The sequence below is a fragment of the Aequorivita sp. IT1282 genome, assembly GCF_058068205.1.
In genome coordinates this window covers 149015-166115 of record NZ_JBYRHR010000003.1, presented here as the reverse complement: position 1 = coordinate 166115, position 17101 = coordinate 149015, and the positions used below count along the sequence as shown (strand labels likewise).

Sequence of the window (17101 nt, the reverse complement as noted above, 5' to 3'; positions counted from 1 at the left end):
AGAAGTAATTGGAAATTTATATTTCCAAAGTGGTCTATTTAGTTATGCAAATTTTGGGGGTTGGAAAATAGAAACCTTTTCCAAAGAAGAATATAAATTTTGGTAATAGAAAGTGTGAGAATGGGCAATGAACAAATCGTCTTTTATAATAGCAATTTCAAAAGGTACAATTACAATATCAGTTGTAATGTGATGGCAAGAAATATGCTGAAAAGGTAGCTCTTGGTGTTCTTGCTCTTCTTCGTTATGATTTTTTTGATGTTCTGTTTTTAAAGAGCCATAATGTTTTTGGAAAAAGGTCGCGAAGTCGTCGCCGTAATTATCTGAATGATATTCAGCGTGCTCCATAAACCTGCCGAAAAGAAAAATATCTGACATACCAAGCCCTGCGCTTTGGAAAAAAACGAGAAAAGAGAGCGATATGGTTAGTAATATTTTCACTAAGGCAAAACTATTGAATTATATCGAGATAAATTATGATAAACATCAATTTAGCTGTTAACTCTATTTGCCCCTTAACGCAATAGTAAAAATAGCACAGTTTTAGAAATTTGAAAATATAGTGAATTCAAAAAATATAGGCTGAATTATTCCGTTCGTCAACAAGAAATTTTAACTTCGTACCAATTCACTCAAAGTATATGATAATACACGATTTCAGTAACGAAAAATCAATCCTCAATCAGTTTATTTTGGAGATGCGCGATGTTTCCATCCAGAAAGATTCGATGCGCTTTCGAAAAAACATTGAACGCATTGGTGAAATTCTCAGTTACGAAATGAGTAAAACGCTTGTTTATAAAACTGAAGTTATAACAACACCTTTGGGAGAAAAGGAAATGCAAGTACCCGAAAATGATATGGTGGTTTGCTCCATTTTAAGAGCTGCATTGCCACTCCACAATGGAATAATTAATTTTTTCGATCGTGCGGAAAATGCTTTTGTTTCTGCGTATCGCCACCATCCAAATGATAGCGACGACTTTGAAGTAATTGTAAATTATTTAGCTTCTCCCTCTATTGAAGGAAAAACTTTAGTGCTTACCGACCCAATGCTGGCCACGGGTAAAACTTTGGAAAATGTGCTTAAAGCATTTGAAAGTCACGGTACACCGAAACAAATTCATATACTTTCAATTATTGGCGCCAAACCCGGAATTGAATACATAGAAAATATCTTTCCAGAAAACACCCATCTTTGGATTGCAACCGTGGACGATAAATTAGATAATCGCGGCTACATTCTTCCCGGACTTGGCGATGCCGGTGACCTTTGTTTTGGTCAAAAACTGTGATTATTTAAAATCCTCGACGTTATCGCTCAGGTCAAAAACTTTTTTCGATTTCAGAACTTTCGCAAGAATACTATATCCAGCTGCACTGCGATAACCGCCCGCACAATGCACTACTATTGGTTTGCCTGTTGGTATTTCATCAGCCTTTTCGCGTAATTGGTGTAGCGGAATAGCAATTGCACTATCGAAAAATTTACCTTCGGCAACCTCGCTATCATTGCGAATATCTACAATAGTATAATTTTCAGTATTGTTTTTGAAATCTTCTAAATTGAAATTATCAGATTTTTCTAAATCCTTTACTTCTATGGTGAATACAGATTTTACATTTACTTCATAGCCAATTTTTGCTGTGCGTTGCAGGATGTTTTCGGCATTTTCTATAGAATCTACGACTAAATGAAACTTTTCCTCCGGTCGAATAATGGAACCCAACCAAGTTTCAAACTTCGAAGTTGCAGAAATGGCCATAATATTTATACTGCCTGGTAAATGATGCTTTTTAAAATCTTCTTCATCCCTAGTATCTACTATTAAAACTTCGTTTTTTATCGTGCTAATAGCTACCTTATATTCAATTTCACCTAAAGTAGCACGCAAGTTTTTTGCACCGTTTTTGTTTACGTCCACATTATACCCAAAATAATGGGGAATAAAAGGTTGGGAGTCTAACAAATGGTTTACAAATTGTTCTTCGGTTTGCTTTTTGAAAGCCCAGTTACCCACTCGCTCATTTCCAAGGGTGCTGGACGAAGCGTCTGCGCTCATCCCTTTTCCGCAGAGTGAACCTGCCCCGTGCGCGGGATACACATAAGCAGTATCTGGCAAATCAGAGAATTTATTTTGAATAGAATCATACATCATTTTCGCCAAATCCTCGCGTTTTGCTATTTCATGACCTGCCTTTTCACGTAAATCTGGACGGCCAACGTCTCCTACAAAAAGCGTATCACCCGTAAAAAGTGCGGTTTTATTTTCTGCTGAGGCAACTATTGTAATGCTGTCTGGGGAATGGCCTGGGGTATTAATTGCCCTAAATGTGCTGTTTCCCATTATAATTTCATCGCCATCATCAAAAGGTTCATGCGGATAATCTGCACCAGTTTTTTCGCTGCAATATAGTTTAGCTCCGGTTTCATTATGAATTTGAAGATGCGAACTCACAAAATCGGCATGTGGATGCGTTTCAAAAACAGCGACAATTTTAGCGTCATTTTCTTCGGCATATTTATAATACTGAATTGGGTTTCTTTCGGGATCAACCAGAGCCATTTTTCCATCACAAATAATTGCGTACGAATAATGTGAAAGTGGCTTATATTCAAATTGTTTGATTTTCATAACTATATTTTTTTATGAATTTATGAAAGTCTTCTTAGACCTTAAAAAGAAGTGCAGAATTATAACAAAATTTTAAAACTATTGCTTTCTAATTTTAAAGAATAGCTCGTTTCCTTCCCTCTCTGGGATTGAATTATAAGCCGTCTCCATTTTTTCAATTTTGAATTTAGTTTCAAAAAGCGAACGGTATTCCTCTTTATTTCCTCCAAAAGGTGGCTTATCATTATTGAGTGGAATATTGAAAAGGAGCCCAACAAGTTTCCCGTTGGGTTTTAGTAATTGGTGTATTTTTTTTACATAATCTTCGCGAAGTGATGGATTTAATGCACAAAAAAAGGTTTGTTCCAAAATAAGATCGAATGTATTATCTAATTCAAAAAAATCTGAGTGTAGTAGATTTTCCTTTGGAAACAATGGCACGCGTTCTTTTAAATTTTTTAGCGGAATTGAAGAAAGATCGACCACCGAAACATTGGTAAAACCATTGTTTACAAGATATTCGGCTTCATAAGAGCTCCCTCCTCCTGGAATCAAAATCTTTAAATTTTTATCTGAAAGTTGATCGATGTATTCTTTTAAGGGTGTTGAAACATAGCCAATATCCCAGCCCATTTCGCCCGAAATGTATCTCCCACTCCAAAACGATTCGTCTAAATTTTTGCTATCCATATATTTATCGAGCAGGTTTTGTATAGTTACTCTCTATCCTTTTTCATTCCAGAACCTTTACCGTGCATTTTACCGAAATGCTCTTGAAACCATTCTGGCTCTTCTACTTCATTATCATATATATAATCGGCAATTTCTCGAATCGTATTCTCTGGAAAGAATTGGTAAGGCATCATTCCAAATTTTTTAATCGCCCCGGGCATTTTAGATATTTCTTCGGAAGGTTTTTTAGACCAAGCAACCATAGACTCTATAAATTCTTCTTTTGAAGTATCGTCAGTAATATAATGCATTTTCACAGCTACCATAGGCGGGGCCATCATTTGGTCTTCAGAAGATTTCGGATTGTGGCAAACATAACAGTTATTCTCCATCAATTTCTTTCCTGGATGCTCTTGAAATTCAGCAAATGCCAAATCTTTCGAGTCATTGTTTATACTGGAATATTTCTCTTTGGATTGCGTATTGCAAGCAAATAAAATACTTCCTAAAATAGCTAATGCGATTAATTTCATAAGTTTACTTTTAAGAATCAATTAAAAATTAAAGTGATTTTTTCGCCAAATAAAAATCGATTTTTTCTACTGAATCATCATTTATTCGTGCTTCCATCTCTTTTAAAGTTTTTGGCGGTGGAACGATAACTTTATCACCTTTTTTCCAATCTAAAGGCATTGCAACACCAAATTTATCTGAAGTTTGCAGAGCTTCTAGTGCTCTCAAAATTTCATTCATATTACGACCCACATTTAACGGGTAATACATAATCAACCTTATTTTCTTGTTTGGATCTATGAAGAAAACTGCCCTAACGGCCGCGGTTTCACTTTCATTGGGCTGTAGCATGCCATAAAGTTTGGCAACTTTCATATCTATATCGGCAATGATTGGGAAGTTAAAATAGACTCCAGTTTTTTCGCGCACATTGCTTACCCACCCTAAGTGAGAGTGAATGCTGTCAATACTCAATCCTAACAATTCGGTATTTAAATCGTCAAATTCGGGTTTACGAGTAGCAAAACCACTTAACTCAGTAGTACAAACAGGTGTGAAATCGGCTGGATGCGAAAACATAAGTATCCACTTATCTTTTGCGAATTCTGAAAGTTTTATTTCGCCCGTAGTTGTTTTGGCTGTAAAATCTGGCGCAATATCGCCAATTCTGGGCATTGACGTTGTTTCTTTGGTATCTTGATTCTCCATAATTTATTTACATAATTTTGAATTATAAAGGTAACCAATGACAACCCGCCTGGCAGTAACAATAGTTACATTTCAAACAAAATTTTTAAAAATTAGAGTATGAAATTAAAGCGAAATGATCTTAATACTGTTTCTAAAAAGTTCGATTTTACCTAGCGTTTCTAATTTTTTCAATAAACGCGAAACCACCACGCGCGAAGTGTGAAGTTCGTAAGCTATTTCCTGATGTGTAGAATTAATCACAGAATCATTCGTAACCTTTTGTTTGTTCTGAAGATATTTTACCAAACGTTCATCCATATTGTAAAAGGCAATACTATCAATGGTTTCGAGCATCTCAGTAAGGCGTTCTTGGTAACTTTGGAATACAAAATTACGCCAGCTTTTATACTTACCCGTCCACTCTTCCATTTTTTGGATGGGTATCATTATTAAGGTAGTATCAAGTTCTGCAATGGCGCGAATTTCACTTTTCTTTTGTCCCAAACAACAGGTTAAAGTCATGGCGCAAGTGTCTCCACGCTCCAAGAAATAAAGCAATAATTCATCGCCATTTTCATCTTCCCTCAAAATTTTTACGGCGCCCGAAATCAAAAGTGGCATAGACCGCACATAATCGCCGATTTCGATTAATTTTTCACCTTCTTTTATTTCTTTTAAAGTCCCTACTTGATTTATTTCCTCGATGAGGGCTTCTTCAAAAATATTGGAAAAATTTTCTTTTAAATTATTGAGCATGCCACATTTATTTTGGTTGGATTTAAAAGAACGAAAATACCGAAATAAAACTAATTTTTCTTGGCTTCTCGCCTTTGCTGTCGCTCCAGTTTGTTGAAATATCCTCGAAAAAGAAAATTATGCTTTAATGCTTCCATATTTTCATTCAATTTCTCGGCTGCCTCCTTTACGTTAACCATTGTAGAATCAATATTTTTCACCAGAACTTCATCTTGAGTAATTTGATTTAATGCTCCTTTTCCAGATTTAATTTCGTTAATATATTCTTCCAAAATTTTTGTTACTTCTGTAATATTATCACTAGATTTTTCAAGATTTCCAAATACTTTCTGAAGTTGATTTTTTGAAACTGTATCGCTCAAAAGCACGGCTGCGGCGCTTTCGTCATAATTTATTTTGGAAATAATAGTCTTGATTTGAGTAATTATCTCGGTTGCTCCCGAAGTCATATTTTTAAGTTCTTCCGCAGATTGCTGTATATCTTTTGCCATCAAACTATCGTTCACCAATGCACCCAAAGTACCTTTACCTGCAACTATTTGGTTTGTTATCTTCAATAAATCAGCAGTTAATAAGGCGGCATTTTCATTGGTAGTGTTTAGCGTAGAAAGCATTTCATCTGTACTAACTTTATTGTAGATTTTAATTGTATCACCAGAAACCACCTGTCTTGCATGCTCCTCTTTCCCTGGAATGATGTTTACCACCATGCTACCAACCAACCCGTCTGAACTGATTGAAGCAATAGCATCTGTTTTAATGAATTTTGAAGTTTTCTCTTCCACTGTCATTTGGAAGGTGATGTTACCTTCATTTACCATTTCTATATTGCTTACTGTACCGATGTTAATTCCTGAATAACGCACGTTGTTACCCAAGGTTAACCCGTTTACGTTCGAGAACGTGGCATAGATTTCAATATTTTTACTGAACATTTGCTGCTTGCTTCCAATAAAATAAAGAGCAGCTATAAGAAGTACTGTGCCGATGACTACAAAAACACCGACCTTTATTTTTTGTGAAGTTGATTTTTCCATACTATTAGTTTTTAAAAAATGCTTGTACTTGAGGATCTTTAGATTGTGAAAGCTCCTCGAAAGTACCTTCTGCATAATTGATTCCATCCACCAATAAAATCATTCTATTTGAGATTACTCTCGCACAATCCACATCGTGCGTGATAATAAGGGAGGAGGTATTATATTTTTCTTGAATACTTCGCATTAGCTCAATAATTTCCTTTGCCGTAATCGGGTCCAAACCCGTTGTAGGCTCATCGTACATTATAATTTTTGGTTTCAGAATTAATGCTCTAGCCAAAGCAACACGTCGCTGCATTCCGCCAGAAAGTTCGGCGGGCATTAAATCTATAGCCTTTGATAAGCCAACATTTTCCAAAGCTTCTTTTACTAAAATTTCAGTTCCTTGAAAATTTTCAATTTTATCTTTATGACGCCGCAATGGAAATTCCAGATTTTCGCGCACAGTCATAGAATCGTATAATGCGCTTCCCTGAAAAAGAAAGCCTATTTCGGTTCTAAGAATGTCCAATTCCTTATGTCCCATTGTAATAATATCTTGATCTTTTATTCTGATACTACCGCTGTCGGGCTGAATTAAACCCACCAAACATTTTACCATGACCGATTTTCCCGAACCCGATTTTCCCATAACTACCAAGTTTTCTCCTTTAAAAAGTTTTAGGTTGAAACCTTTGAGGACGTGAATGTCTCCAAAACTTTTTTGAAGGTTTTTTAACTCGAGTACTGGTTTTATGTTTTCTTCAGAATTCATTTATATTTCAAAAAAGATATCGGTTACAAAAACAGCAATAAAATCGATAATAAATAGTAGCATCGAGATATAAACTACTGCACTATTTGATGCCTCTCCCACCCCAACGGTTCCTTTTGCACAATTATAGCCTTTATAACATCCTACCAAGCCAATGGCAAAACCGAAAAAAACCGATTTTACGGTTGCCGGAATTATATCGCCAAATTTTAAGGCATCGAAAACCTGATTAAAATAGAGCAAAAAGGAAACATCTCCTTTTAAATTTTCGATTAAAGCAGAGCCAAAAAGTGCAATTGCATCTCCCATAATTATTAATAATGGCAGCATTAATGTAGTGGCTACAACACGCGTAACTACTAAATATTTAAAGGGATTAGTGCCTGAAACTTCCATGGCATCTATCTGCTCTGTAACACGCATAGAGCCAAGCTCGGCGCCAATTCCGGAACCAATCCTGCCCGCGCAAATAAGTGCGATTATTACGGGCCCTATTTCGCGAACTATGGAAAGACTCACCATGGAAGCCATCCAAGATTGTGCGCCAAACTGCATTAAAGTAGGCCGTGACTGCAGTGTAAATACCAACCCTAAAATAAAACCAGTTACACCCACCAAAAGCAAGGAGCGATTGCCCATGTTGTAACACTGGCGAAGTAATTCCTTAAATTCAAATGGCGGACTAAATACTTCCCTGAAAAAACGCCCAGCAAACAAAGTCATATCGCCGATTTCGGCAAAGAATGATTTCGTGTTGGATACTACAGAAGTGGATTTATTCATAAAAAGTAAAATTCAAATGTAGTGTTCGTTATGTGCTATAAATATGATTTTAGTCAGCATATCAAGTCTTTAACAGATGAACTCATCTAAAAAGAAATAGCCCTAAACTGACTAATGTCATACCATTTTGATTAATAACTGCTTAGGTTTGACTTTTAATAAAGCTGAACTAATTTACTGTAAATGAATTAGTTTCGCAAAAAGAAACAACGAATCTAACAAATGAAAAATATCTTATTACTCACTTTCTCTTTCTTACTTATTGGCTGCTTAAATAGCAATAAAGTGATCAATGATGCGAAATCTGTTGACCAAAACACGTCAATTGAAACGGATAGTGAGTTAGTTGAAATTAACAGTATTATTCAACAAAATATTCCAATACCGATTGAAATAGTCGTGAATAAAGATGTGCCTATTCGCAAATATTTTAAGTGGATGGATAGTATTGTTGCCGATTATAATGAAAACCACAACTATGCTATTGATGAGTATATTATCGTGCATAACAACAAGTGGATTATGGACACGCTGGCACATACAGATTATTATTACTTAATGGATAGAGGAATTTTCAACGAAGATTCTCAAGCATTGAATGCACTTTATGAAGGACAAACACTGCTGATTCCAGATTCTGTACAAACTCAAAATATTAGAAAAGTTATGGCAAACACCTATCTAGATATAAATATTCCGGAGTATAAACTTCGTATTATAGAAGATGGAAAGGTTATAAAGAAGTTTCCTGTTAGAGTTGGCCAAAATAACAAGCGTTACTTAGCCATGGCAAAGGGCGTTGTAGATATGCGTACAAAACCTGGCATAGGAAAAATCGTTAGAGTTAATAAAAAACCATGGTTTATCAATCCGAAGGACAACCATAGGTATTTCAAAACAAATCGGGATGATAAGAAGGTTACGGAGCTTCCTGCAATTCCTTGGATAGAACCAGAAATTGACGGTCGCCGTTTTGGGCAACTTATTCACCCTACCACCAATTTGGAGACCTTGGGTAAAGCCTATTCCAATGGTTGTATTGGCTTACGAGAATCTGATGCTTGGATTGTGTATTACTATGCTCCTTTAGAAACGAAAGTGGTTATTAGATACGATTTATCGGGAAAAGATGCGGATGGGAAAGACGTTCAATTCGAAAATATTTATCCTGGTTTTGAGAATAAAACGTACAGAAGAGAAACCATTGAAGCTGCATTTGAAGCTATGGATGGAAAAACTGTAAACGTTTGCGATTGTGGCGATTTAAACAACTAATAGTTAAAGTGAAACATTAAAACTAATATTTATTGAATCGAAATATTATCGTGCTAATACAGCGAATGAGCGAAACATTTCAAAATTTAAAAATCCCACGCCAACCCTATTCCAAAAGAAATATAATTAAGCTTTAGTTCCGTTGAAACATTTGCAATTTCCAAATCTCTTGACAGCGAGCGGTACCGAAACATTGGGCGTAAAGATAGATTAGCGGTAAACTCATAATCAACGCCCACTGCAAGCTGCCATCCTAAGCCGTAGCTGGTTTCTTCGGAAATGGTGCCAGCATTATTTTCCAATTCTATAAGGTTGTAAATCACGCCAGCCCTTGCCAAATACGAATATGAAGAAGTACCAATGGGCCGGATAATCTGAAGCCCAAACATATATCCAGATTCCTGAAAAGTAATTTCTTCTGTTGAGAAATTATCTTCTCCTTTAAACTCATTCCATCCCCAACCCGCATAAGCAGACAAGTGTGGCATAATTTTATAAGCGCCAGTTAATTCAAATCCGAAACCGACTTTCGCATCAATATTTCCCATATTACTAGTAGGAAAATTAAGCGCCGGCCTAAATTCTACGGTCCATTTTTCCTGTGCGTTCACAGTAAATGAAATTAGCAGAATTGTCGCCGCGATTATAAAACTAGATCTCTTCATATTAGAATATTAGTTGTAATTCAAAATTAGCTTGAATATAAATTCTACGGAATGACAAAAATCATTTAAACATTGTTTCCCAATAACTTAACACACACTATTGTGTTAAGTTAGAATTATTCGCGAGTTGTTGACGTTTCCACCATTTTACTATTTCGTACCATAACGCGCTTAAAAAACCAATCCCAACGCTAATGCTTAACTGATTTAGACCAAGTCTTTCAAATTGAAAAAATCTAGTAAATGATGGTATAAAAAGAAGCGCCAAAGTTATACCTGCGGTTATTCCAATGATAATAGGCACCAAGTTATTTTTGTATTTAAAAGTGGTGAAAATTGAATTTATAAAAGAACGGTTTACGAATGTTAAAGCAATGTTTGCGCTTATTAGTGCCGTAAATACCATTGTGCGAGTAACCGCTTCATTGGCGCCGTTATTGACCGCAATTTGGTAAACAATGAGTATAGCTGCAGTTATTACCAATCCTTGAATTATACTTGTAAAAAGTTCATTCCAATTGAAAAACGTACTAGAAAAAGGTCTCGGTTTTTGAAGCATGGAATTCTTTTCCAGCGGTTCGTTTTCGTAGACTATAGAACAAGTTGGTCCCATTATTAGCTCCAACAAAATAACGTGTACTGGTGTGAAAATATTGGGGTAAACCCATCCCAACACTAGTGGAATAAAGACAGTAAGAATAATAGGAATATGTATTGAAATTATATATTGAATGGCTTTTTTTAAATTTGAATAGATTTTTCTACCCATCGCCACTGCCGCTACCATCTTGGAAAGATCGTCGTCTACAAGTATGAGCGACGCAGATTGTTTTGCTATTTCAGTTCCCTTTTTTCCCATCGCCACGCCAATATTAGCAGCTTTTAGCGCGGGACCATCATTAACGCCATCGCCAGTCATCGCAACGATGTGACCTTGTGCTTTAAGCGAATTGATTATTTTCAACTTTGCTTCGGGAAACATTCGTGCAAATATGTTTCTTTCTGAAGTAATTTTCTGCAGTTCAGCAGTATTCAATTTTACAAGTTCATCGCCCGAAACAACTTCTTCGGAACCTCTGAAATTCACTTTTTTAGCAATGGCAGCAGTAGTTTCAGCGATATCTCCAGTAATAATTTTTACTTCTATTCCCGCATTGTAAAAATCTTGAAACACCTTTGAAATGTTTTTCTTTGGAGGATCATAAAAACCGATTAATCCCTTAAACTCAAATTTAAAATCTTGCTGCTTTTTGGGCCAATTGGTTCCTTCAAAATGCGAAGTTCCAACCCCCAAAACACGATACCCTTGGGTAGCCAAAATCTCTATTTTTTGTTTGAGAAGTTCCTTTTGTACTTCACTTAAATTTGAAACAGCAATCAATGCCTCGGGTGCGCCTTTTGCAGCAATTATACGATTACCCGATTCATTTTCAAAAATATGGGTCATCATTGGGGGTTTACCGCTCAACGGATATTCATGAACCATTTTAAAATTTGGCCTTTCATCCTTTTAAACAATGGAACCGTAAAACTTGTGCAGCGACTGCTCCATCGTATCGAAAGGAATAGGCTCACTTGCCCACATTGCAATTGTGGTTAGCTCTTTTTCACTTCCAGATAGGGTTTCTTCAACTGATGTAATTTTATCAGTTTCTAAGGTATAAAACCTATCGAGAGTCATTTTGTTTTCTGTAATTGTACCCGTTTTGTCTACACAAATTACCGTGGCACTTCCTAATGATTCTACAGTTTTCATCTGTTTTACGATCACGCCCATATTCATAAGTCGCCACGCACCAAGCGCCATAAATGTGGTAAAAGCAACAGGAATTTCTTCTGGCAAAACGCTCATTGCAAGTGTGAGTGCTTTTAAAAGACTGTCCAAAACATCTCCAGAGTTGAAGTAATTAATTCCCCAAACCAATAAAAAAATAATCGCTCCCGCAATTACCATTTTCTTCACAAAATTGTTTATTTGAAGTTCTAATGTGGATTTTTCGGTAGAAATTTCTTCAATGCTTTTACCTATTTTCCCAACCTTTGTTTGATTTCCAACGGCAGATATTTCAGCAATTGCGAGTCCGCCCCCAACTTGGGTGCCCATAAATATTTTATTGTCTTCAGAAGTGGCATTTTTTTCCACCGAAAAGGATTCTCCTGTCAAAATGGATTCGTTAACCGAGAAATCATTGGAATGAACAATAGTTCCATCTGCAACTATTGTGGCACCTTCTTCCACCATTAAAAAATCGCCAACTACAACGTCTTGACTTTTTATTTCAACAACCTTCCCATTTCGAATTACCTTGCAATTTGGTTGAGAAAGTTCTTTCAGCTTGTCTAGTGCATCGTGCGTTTTAGCATCTTGATAGAGGGATATTGCAGCAACTAAAAGAATTGCCGCTGCGAGAAAAATTCCGTCACCCGTATTTCCCGTAAAAAAATACAGCGTAGCGGCAACCAATAACAAAATAACCATTGGTTCTTTTATTAGCCCCTTTACTGCTTCGAAAAACGGATTCCTTTTCTTGGATTCAAGAACGTTTACACCAAATTTTTCACGTGAAGCTACTACCTCAGAATCAGAGAGACCCTGAATATCAAAATTTTCAATCGCCATATTTAAATATTACTGCCAATTTATTGGGAGGTAAAGTATTAATACTCCTCATTAATTTCTATGATTAATATCAATTGGAAAAACTAATGAACTTTTAATCTTCACAAAAAGTAAAAATTCAACAAAAAGTAACCTTCAATTTTTTAAAATAATGGTTAACCTTGTAGTAAACATTCTAAAAATAAAATCCTTTTATGGAATTCACTGAAATATTAGGTTACTTTGGCGCACTTATGGTTGGTGTTGTTCTTGGTCTAATAGGCGGTGGTGGATCAATCTTAACTGTTCCGGTACTAGTTTATCTTTTTGCATTAAATCCAGTTGTAGCAACTGCATATTCGTTATTTGTAGTAGGAATTTCGGCACTTGTAGGCGCTATTCGCAATATGAAAAAAAAGCTAGTCGATTTTAAAACAGCTTTTATTTTTGCTACTCCAGCCTTTATTTCTGTGTATTTAACAAGAAGATTTGTGCTTCCTGCAATTCCTGAAAACATATGGGTTTTAGGCAATTTTACGCTTACAAAGGACATTGCAATAATGTTGTTTTTTGCAATAGTTATGCTTGCAGCTTCTATTACAATGATTGTAAACAAAAGGCCCGAGCCAGAAACTGGTGCAAAAGTTTCATACAACTATCCATTAATTATTCTCCAAGGAATTTTTCTCGGTTTTGTAACTGGCGCAGTGGGCGCTGGTGGTGGATTTTTAATTATTCCAGCTTTGGTTTTATTGGCTAAAATACCAATGAAAAAAGCCGTCGCAACCTCATTGCTTATTATTGCCGTAAACTCGTTGGTAGGCTTTACTGGCGACCTTTCAACTCTTGAAATTCACTGGAAATTCCTATTAACTTTCACCGCAATTTCAGTAGTCGGAATATTTATAGGAATTAAACTGAATACCTTTGTTGACGGCAAAAAGCTCAAAAAAGGATTCGGTTGGTTTGTACTGCTAATGGGTATCTATATTATTTTTAAAGAGTTTTCAAATTAGTTCCTTTTGCTACTATTATAGAGGAATGTTCCCATGTTTTCTATTAGGTCGTGGCGCATCTTTGGTTTCTAACATTGCGAAAGTCTTCAGCAATTTTCGGCGTGTTTCCCTAGGTTGAATAACCTCATCAATAAATCCGCGTTGCGCAGCTTTAAAGGGATTGGCAAATTTTTCGGCATATTCAGCTTCTTTTTCTGAAAGCTTTAATTCAGGATTTTCAGAAGCAGCGATTTCTTTTTTGAAAATAATTTCACTTGCTCCCTTTGCTCCCATTACCGCAATTTCCGCAGTTGGCCAAGCGTAATTCATATCTGCGCCAATGTGTTTGCTGTTCATAACATCGTACGCGCCACCGTATGCCTTTCGAGTAATTACTGTAACTCGCGGCACAGTTGCTTCGCTTAAAGCATAAAGCAGTTTTGCACCATTTAAAATAATACCATTCCATTCTTGATCGGTTCCCGGAAGAAAGCCAGGTACATCCACCAAAACCAAAAGAGGGATATTAAAACAATCGCAAAAGCGAGTAAAACGCGCGCCTTTTTTAGAACTGTCCACGTCCAAAACACCCGCCAAACTCATTGGCTGATTTGCAACAATACCAATGCTTCTGCCTCCCAATCTAGCAAAACCAACAATAATATTATCTGCGTAATCTTTATGTACTTCAAAAAAGGAATCTTGGTCTATAATCCCCTTAATAACGTCGTGCATATCGTAGGGTTTGTTTGCAGAATCTGGAATAATAGTTTCCAATTCTTCCCTAAATTCATCACCCGTTTCAAAAGGTAGTTTATCTGTAACCATTTTGTTATTCTGGGGAAGGTAGCTTAGCAAGGTTTTAATCTGTTCTAAACACACAATGTCGTTTGAAGCTGTAAAGTGCGTCACACCGCTTTTAGTTGCGTGTGTTCGCGCGCCACCCAATTCTTCGGAAGTAACATTTTCATTGGTAACGGTCTTTACAACACTTGGGCCCGTTACAAACATATAACTACTGTCTTGCACCATTAATGTGAAATCGGTCATCGCCGGAGAATAAACTGCCCCTCCAGCACATGGCCCCATAATTGCCGAAATCTGCGGAATTACGCCCGAAGCTTGTACATTTCTGTAAAAAATATCTGCATAACCACCCAAAGACCGCACACCTTCCTGAATACGTGCGCCACCAGAATCGTTTAAACCGATAATTGGAGCGCCAACACTCACCGCGTGATCCATTATTTTACAAATTTTCTCGGCATGTGTTTCAGAAAGCGCACCGCCAAAAACCGTGAAATCTTGTGCGAAAACATACACCAAACGTGCGTTAATTGTACCGTAACCGGTAACAACGCCATCGCCGTAATACACTTCTTTTTGCATATCAAAATCGGTGGTTCGGTGGGTTACGAGAATGCCCATTTCTTCAAAAGAACCTTCATCGAGTAGGTATTCCACGCGTTCGCGAGCGGTAAGTTTTTTCTTTTCGTGCTGTTTTGCAATTCGTTTTTCTCCGCCGCCCATTTTTGCTTCGGAAATAATTTGGTGCAGTTTTTTATTGTTGTCGGTCATAGTTTTACTTATTTCTCCGCGTAACTCTTTATTTTTCTCTGTGCCACTCTGTGAAATCGCAATTACGCAGAGTGGTACAGAGAACCGCAGAGGTTCACAAAGGTTTTAGTTAATAGGTAATCGAAGCTTTTCTGAATCTTTTAAATATTGTTTTAATGCGAAAAGCGCCGCAACCTTTGCTTCTTTTTCATTGATTGCATTTAACTTTTCTTCGGAATAGTATTTCTTTACAAAATTTGTATCGAAATTTCCGCTTCGGAAGGCTTCGTGTTCAAAGACGAATTTTCCAAAAGGAAGCGTTGTACTTACGCCTTCAATATGGTATTCTGAAATTGCTTCCAGCATTATTTGCATCGCCTCATTTCTATCTTTTCCGTAGGTAATCAATTTAGAAAGCATCGGATCGTACTGAATTGGAACTTGCATTCCTTCAGTAAATCCATCATCAACACGTATATTTTTCCCGCTCGGCGGACGATAAACTTCTAATTTACCGACGCTCGGCATAAAATTATTAAGAGAATCTTCCGCATATACACGAACTTCAAAAGCGTGTCCTTTAATTTTTAAATCTTCCTGCGAAAAGGAAAGTTTTTCATTATTGGCAACTTTTATCTGTTGTTCAACCAAATCGAGCCCAGTAATAAGTTCGGTAACGGGGTGCTCAACTTGAAGGCGGGTGTTCATTTCGAGGAAGTAGAAATTGAGTTCATCATCCAAAAGAAATTCTACCGTTCCAGCGCCCACATAATCGCATGCTTTTGCAACTTTCACGGCTGCCTCGCCCATTTGTTGGCGCAATTCTGGCGTTAATACTGACGATGGAGCTTCTTCCACAACTTTTTGGTGACGACGCTGAATGCTGCATTCGCGTTCGAAAAGATGAACCGTGTTTCCAAAATTGTCTGCCAAAATTTGAATTTCAATGTGCCTTGGTGAAGTAACATATTTTTCAATAAAAACCGAGCCGTCGCCAAAAGCATTTTCAGCTTCACTGATAGCGCGTTTCATTTGGTCTTCAAATTCTTCTGAATTTTCAACGATGCGCATTCCTTTTCCGCCACCGCCGGCAGAAGCTTTTATTAAAATTGGGAAGCCTATTTCTTTGGCAATTTCCTTGGCTGCATTAACATCAGTAATGGCTTCAGCAGTTCCCGGAACCATGGGAATGTTGTATTCTTTTACGGCGTCTTTTGCCGCAAGTTTGCTTCCCATAATACGAATGGCATGCGACTTTGGACCGATAAAAAGCATTCCACTTTTTTCAACAAGTTCGCCGAAATCTGCATTTTCACTCAAAAATCCGTAGCCGGGATGGATAGCATCCACGTTCAGCTCCATTGCAACTTTTATAATTTTATCCCCCAACAAATACGATTCGTTTGATGGTGGTGGACCTATGCAAACAGCTTCATCGGCAAATTTTACGTGCGGTGCATTTCTATCTGCTTCGGAATAAACTGCAACCGTTTTAATGCCCATATTACGGGCGGTTTTCATTATTCGCAAAGCTATTTCGCCTCGGTTGGCAATTAATATTTTTTTAATCATTTTTTTCAAATTCAATTAACAAAGCTCCTTTATCTACAGTTTCACCTTTGGAAATATTTACTGATTTGATAATCCCGTCGCGGGGTGCGGTTAAAGTGTTTTCCATTTTCATCGCTTCCAAAACGCAGAGAAAATCACCTTTTTTTATAGTATCTCCCGCAAAAACATTTACCTCTAAAATTAAGCCCGGCATTGGAGCATGCACTTCGTCTTTCTCCGAAACATTCCCCAACGAAAGTCCCATTTTGGAAATAAGGGCGTCAAGTTGGTTTTCTATCTTAACTTGATAGCGGTTACCATTAATTGAAACAGTATATGTTTTTTTATTAAAATCTGAGTGAAGGGTTTCAACAGAAATGGATTTATTGTTAATTATAATATTGGATTTATCTGTATCGGAAATTACATCGAGTGTTTCCAAATCTTTCGAATTCAATGAAAATTCAAAATTCTCATTGACAATCGCTTTATATTCTTCTTCCATAAATAGAAATTTTGCTAAAGGTAATATTTGTGGAAAGATAATGCCAATAGGATTTCCTTATAAATGAAAAAGGTGTTTAAAAAGTAGTATTTCTGTCGGTTCTGACGCAGTCGAGAACTTCTAGTTTTGGT

General features: G+C 36.8%; 17 protein-coding genes and 1 pseudogene. 3 read left to right on the top strand and 15 right to left on the bottom strand.

Translation table 11 applies throughout. The features are described from left to right. Positions 1-42 precede the first annotated feature (42 nt). A complete protein-coding gene (locus AC3RVG_RS07630) occupies positions 43-378 on the bottom strand; it encodes a hypothetical protein (protein WP_489690856.1) in 336 nt (111 codons plus the stop codon). Positions 379-641: 263 nt separating this feature from the next. Here AC3RVG_RS07630 and upp point away from each other — a divergent pair, with 263 nt between their 5' ends. Further along, positions 642-1295: a uracil phosphoribosyltransferase gene (upp, locus tag AC3RVG_RS07625; protein ID WP_489690855.1), complete on the top strand. Its 654-nt coding sequence runs from the start codon at positions 642-644 to the stop codon at positions 1293-1295. On the opposite strand, the gene AC3RVG_RS07620 is transcribed toward upp, so the two are convergent. The 8 genes from AC3RVG_RS07620 to AC3RVG_RS07585 all read right to left on the bottom strand — a co-directional run bounded on the left by AC3RVG_RS07620 (position 1296) and on the right by AC3RVG_RS07585 (position 7823). Further along, the gene (locus tag AC3RVG_RS07620; RefSeq protein WP_489690854.1) at positions 1296-2636 is read right to left on the bottom strand and encodes an MBL fold metallo-hydrolase; all 1341 of its coding nucleotides are present in this window, start codon (positions 2634-2636) and stop codon (positions 1296-1298) included. It abuts the gene before it with no gap. A 78-nt stretch (positions 2637-2714) separates the two neighbouring features. Then, positions 2715-3305 carry a methyltransferase domain-containing protein gene (locus AC3RVG_RS07615; protein ID WP_489690853.1) on the bottom strand — a complete coding sequence of 197 codons (591 nt, stop codon included), beginning with the start codon at positions 3303-3305 and terminating at the stop codon, positions 2715-2717. A gap of 26 nt (positions 3306-3331) precedes the next feature. Next, entirely contained in the window at positions 3332-3820 is a 489-nt protein-coding gene (locus AC3RVG_RS07610) for a c-type cytochrome (protein ID WP_489690852.1), read from the bottom strand. A gap of 28 nt (positions 3821-3848) precedes the next feature. After that, positions 3849-4508, bottom strand: coding sequence for a peroxiredoxin (locus tag AC3RVG_RS07605; protein ID WP_489690851.1), 660 nt, complete (start codon positions 4506-4508; stop codon positions 3849-3851). Between the two features lie 105 nt (positions 4509-4613). Continuing rightward, a complete protein-coding gene (locus AC3RVG_RS07600) occupies positions 4614-5246 on the bottom strand; it encodes a Crp/Fnr family transcriptional regulator (protein ID WP_489690850.1) in 633 nt (210 codons plus the stop codon). Positions 5247-5296: 50 nt separating this feature from the next. Continuing rightward, a complete protein-coding gene (locus AC3RVG_RS07595) occupies positions 5297-6283 on the bottom strand; it encodes an MlaD family protein (RefSeq protein WP_489690849.1) in 987 nt (328 codons plus the stop codon). A 4-nt stretch (positions 6284-6287) separates the two neighbouring features. Continuing rightward, positions 6288-7040: an ABC transporter ATP-binding protein gene (locus tag AC3RVG_RS07590; RefSeq protein WP_489690848.1), complete on the bottom strand. Its 753-nt coding sequence runs from the start codon at positions 7038-7040 to the stop codon at positions 6288-6290. Then, complete coding sequence (locus AC3RVG_RS07585; protein WP_489690847.1) at positions 7041-7823, bottom strand: MlaE family ABC transporter permease; 783 nt, start codon at positions 7821-7823, stop codon at positions 7041-7043. A gap of 222 nt (positions 7824-8045) precedes the next feature. Here AC3RVG_RS07585 and AC3RVG_RS07580 point away from each other — a divergent pair, with 222 nt between their 5' ends. Next, positions 8046-9098, top strand: a complete 1053-nt coding sequence (locus AC3RVG_RS07580) for a L,D-transpeptidase (RefSeq protein ID WP_489690846.1) — start codon at positions 8046-8048, stop codon at positions 9096-9098. A gap of 86 nt (positions 9099-9184) precedes the next feature. On the opposite strand, the gene AC3RVG_RS07575 is transcribed toward AC3RVG_RS07580, so the two are convergent. The 3 genes and pseudogenes from AC3RVG_RS07575 to AC3RVG_RS07565 all read right to left on the bottom strand — a co-directional run bounded on the left by AC3RVG_RS07575 (position 9185) and on the right by AC3RVG_RS07565 (position 12383). Then, entirely contained in the window at positions 9185-9763 is a 579-nt protein-coding gene (locus tag AC3RVG_RS07575) for an outer membrane beta-barrel protein (RefSeq protein WP_489690845.1), read from the bottom strand. Positions 9764-9860: 97 nt separating this feature from the next. After that, positions 9861-11258 (bottom strand): annotated as a pseudogene (locus tag AC3RVG_RS07570) (cation-translocating P-type ATPase); the annotation flags it as partial. Between the two features lie 15 nt (positions 11259-11273). Further along, positions 11274-12383, bottom strand: a complete 1110-nt coding sequence (locus AC3RVG_RS07565; RefSeq protein ID WP_489690844.1) for an HAD-IC family P-type ATPase — start codon at positions 12381-12383, stop codon at positions 11274-11276. A gap of 194 nt (positions 12384-12577) precedes the next feature. On the opposite strand from AC3RVG_RS07565, the gene AC3RVG_RS07560 reads away from it, so the two are divergent. Further along, entirely contained in the window at positions 12578-13378 is an 801-nt protein-coding gene (locus AC3RVG_RS07560) for a sulfite exporter TauE/SafE family protein (RefSeq protein ID WP_489690843.1), read from the top strand. Positions 13379-13393: 15 nt separating this feature from the next. Here the strand turns inward: AC3RVG_RS07560 and AC3RVG_RS07555 are convergent, their stop codons facing one another. The 3 genes from AC3RVG_RS07555 to AC3RVG_RS07545 all read right to left on the bottom strand — a co-directional run bounded on the left by AC3RVG_RS07555 (position 13394) and on the right by AC3RVG_RS07545 (position 16970). Next, positions 13394-14935, bottom strand: coding sequence for an acyl-CoA carboxylase subunit beta (locus tag AC3RVG_RS07555; RefSeq protein ID WP_489690842.1), 1542 nt, complete (start codon positions 14933-14935; stop codon positions 13394-13396). A 105-nt stretch (positions 14936-15040) separates the two neighbouring features. Then, positions 15041-16483 (bottom strand): acetyl-CoA carboxylase biotin carboxylase subunit, encoded by a 1443-nt coding sequence (accC, locus tag AC3RVG_RS07550; RefSeq protein WP_489691204.1) that lies wholly within the window; start codon positions 16481-16483, stop codon positions 15041-15043. Continuing rightward, positions 16479-16970 carry an acyl-CoA carboxylase biotin carboxyl carrier protein subunit gene (locus tag AC3RVG_RS07545; RefSeq protein WP_489690841.1) on the bottom strand — a complete coding sequence of 164 codons (492 nt, stop codon included), beginning with the start codon at positions 16968-16970 and terminating at the stop codon, positions 16479-16481. The genes accC and AC3RVG_RS07545 overlap by 5 nt, the downstream gene beginning before the upstream one ends. Between the last annotated feature and the right edge of the window lie 131 nt (positions 16971-17101).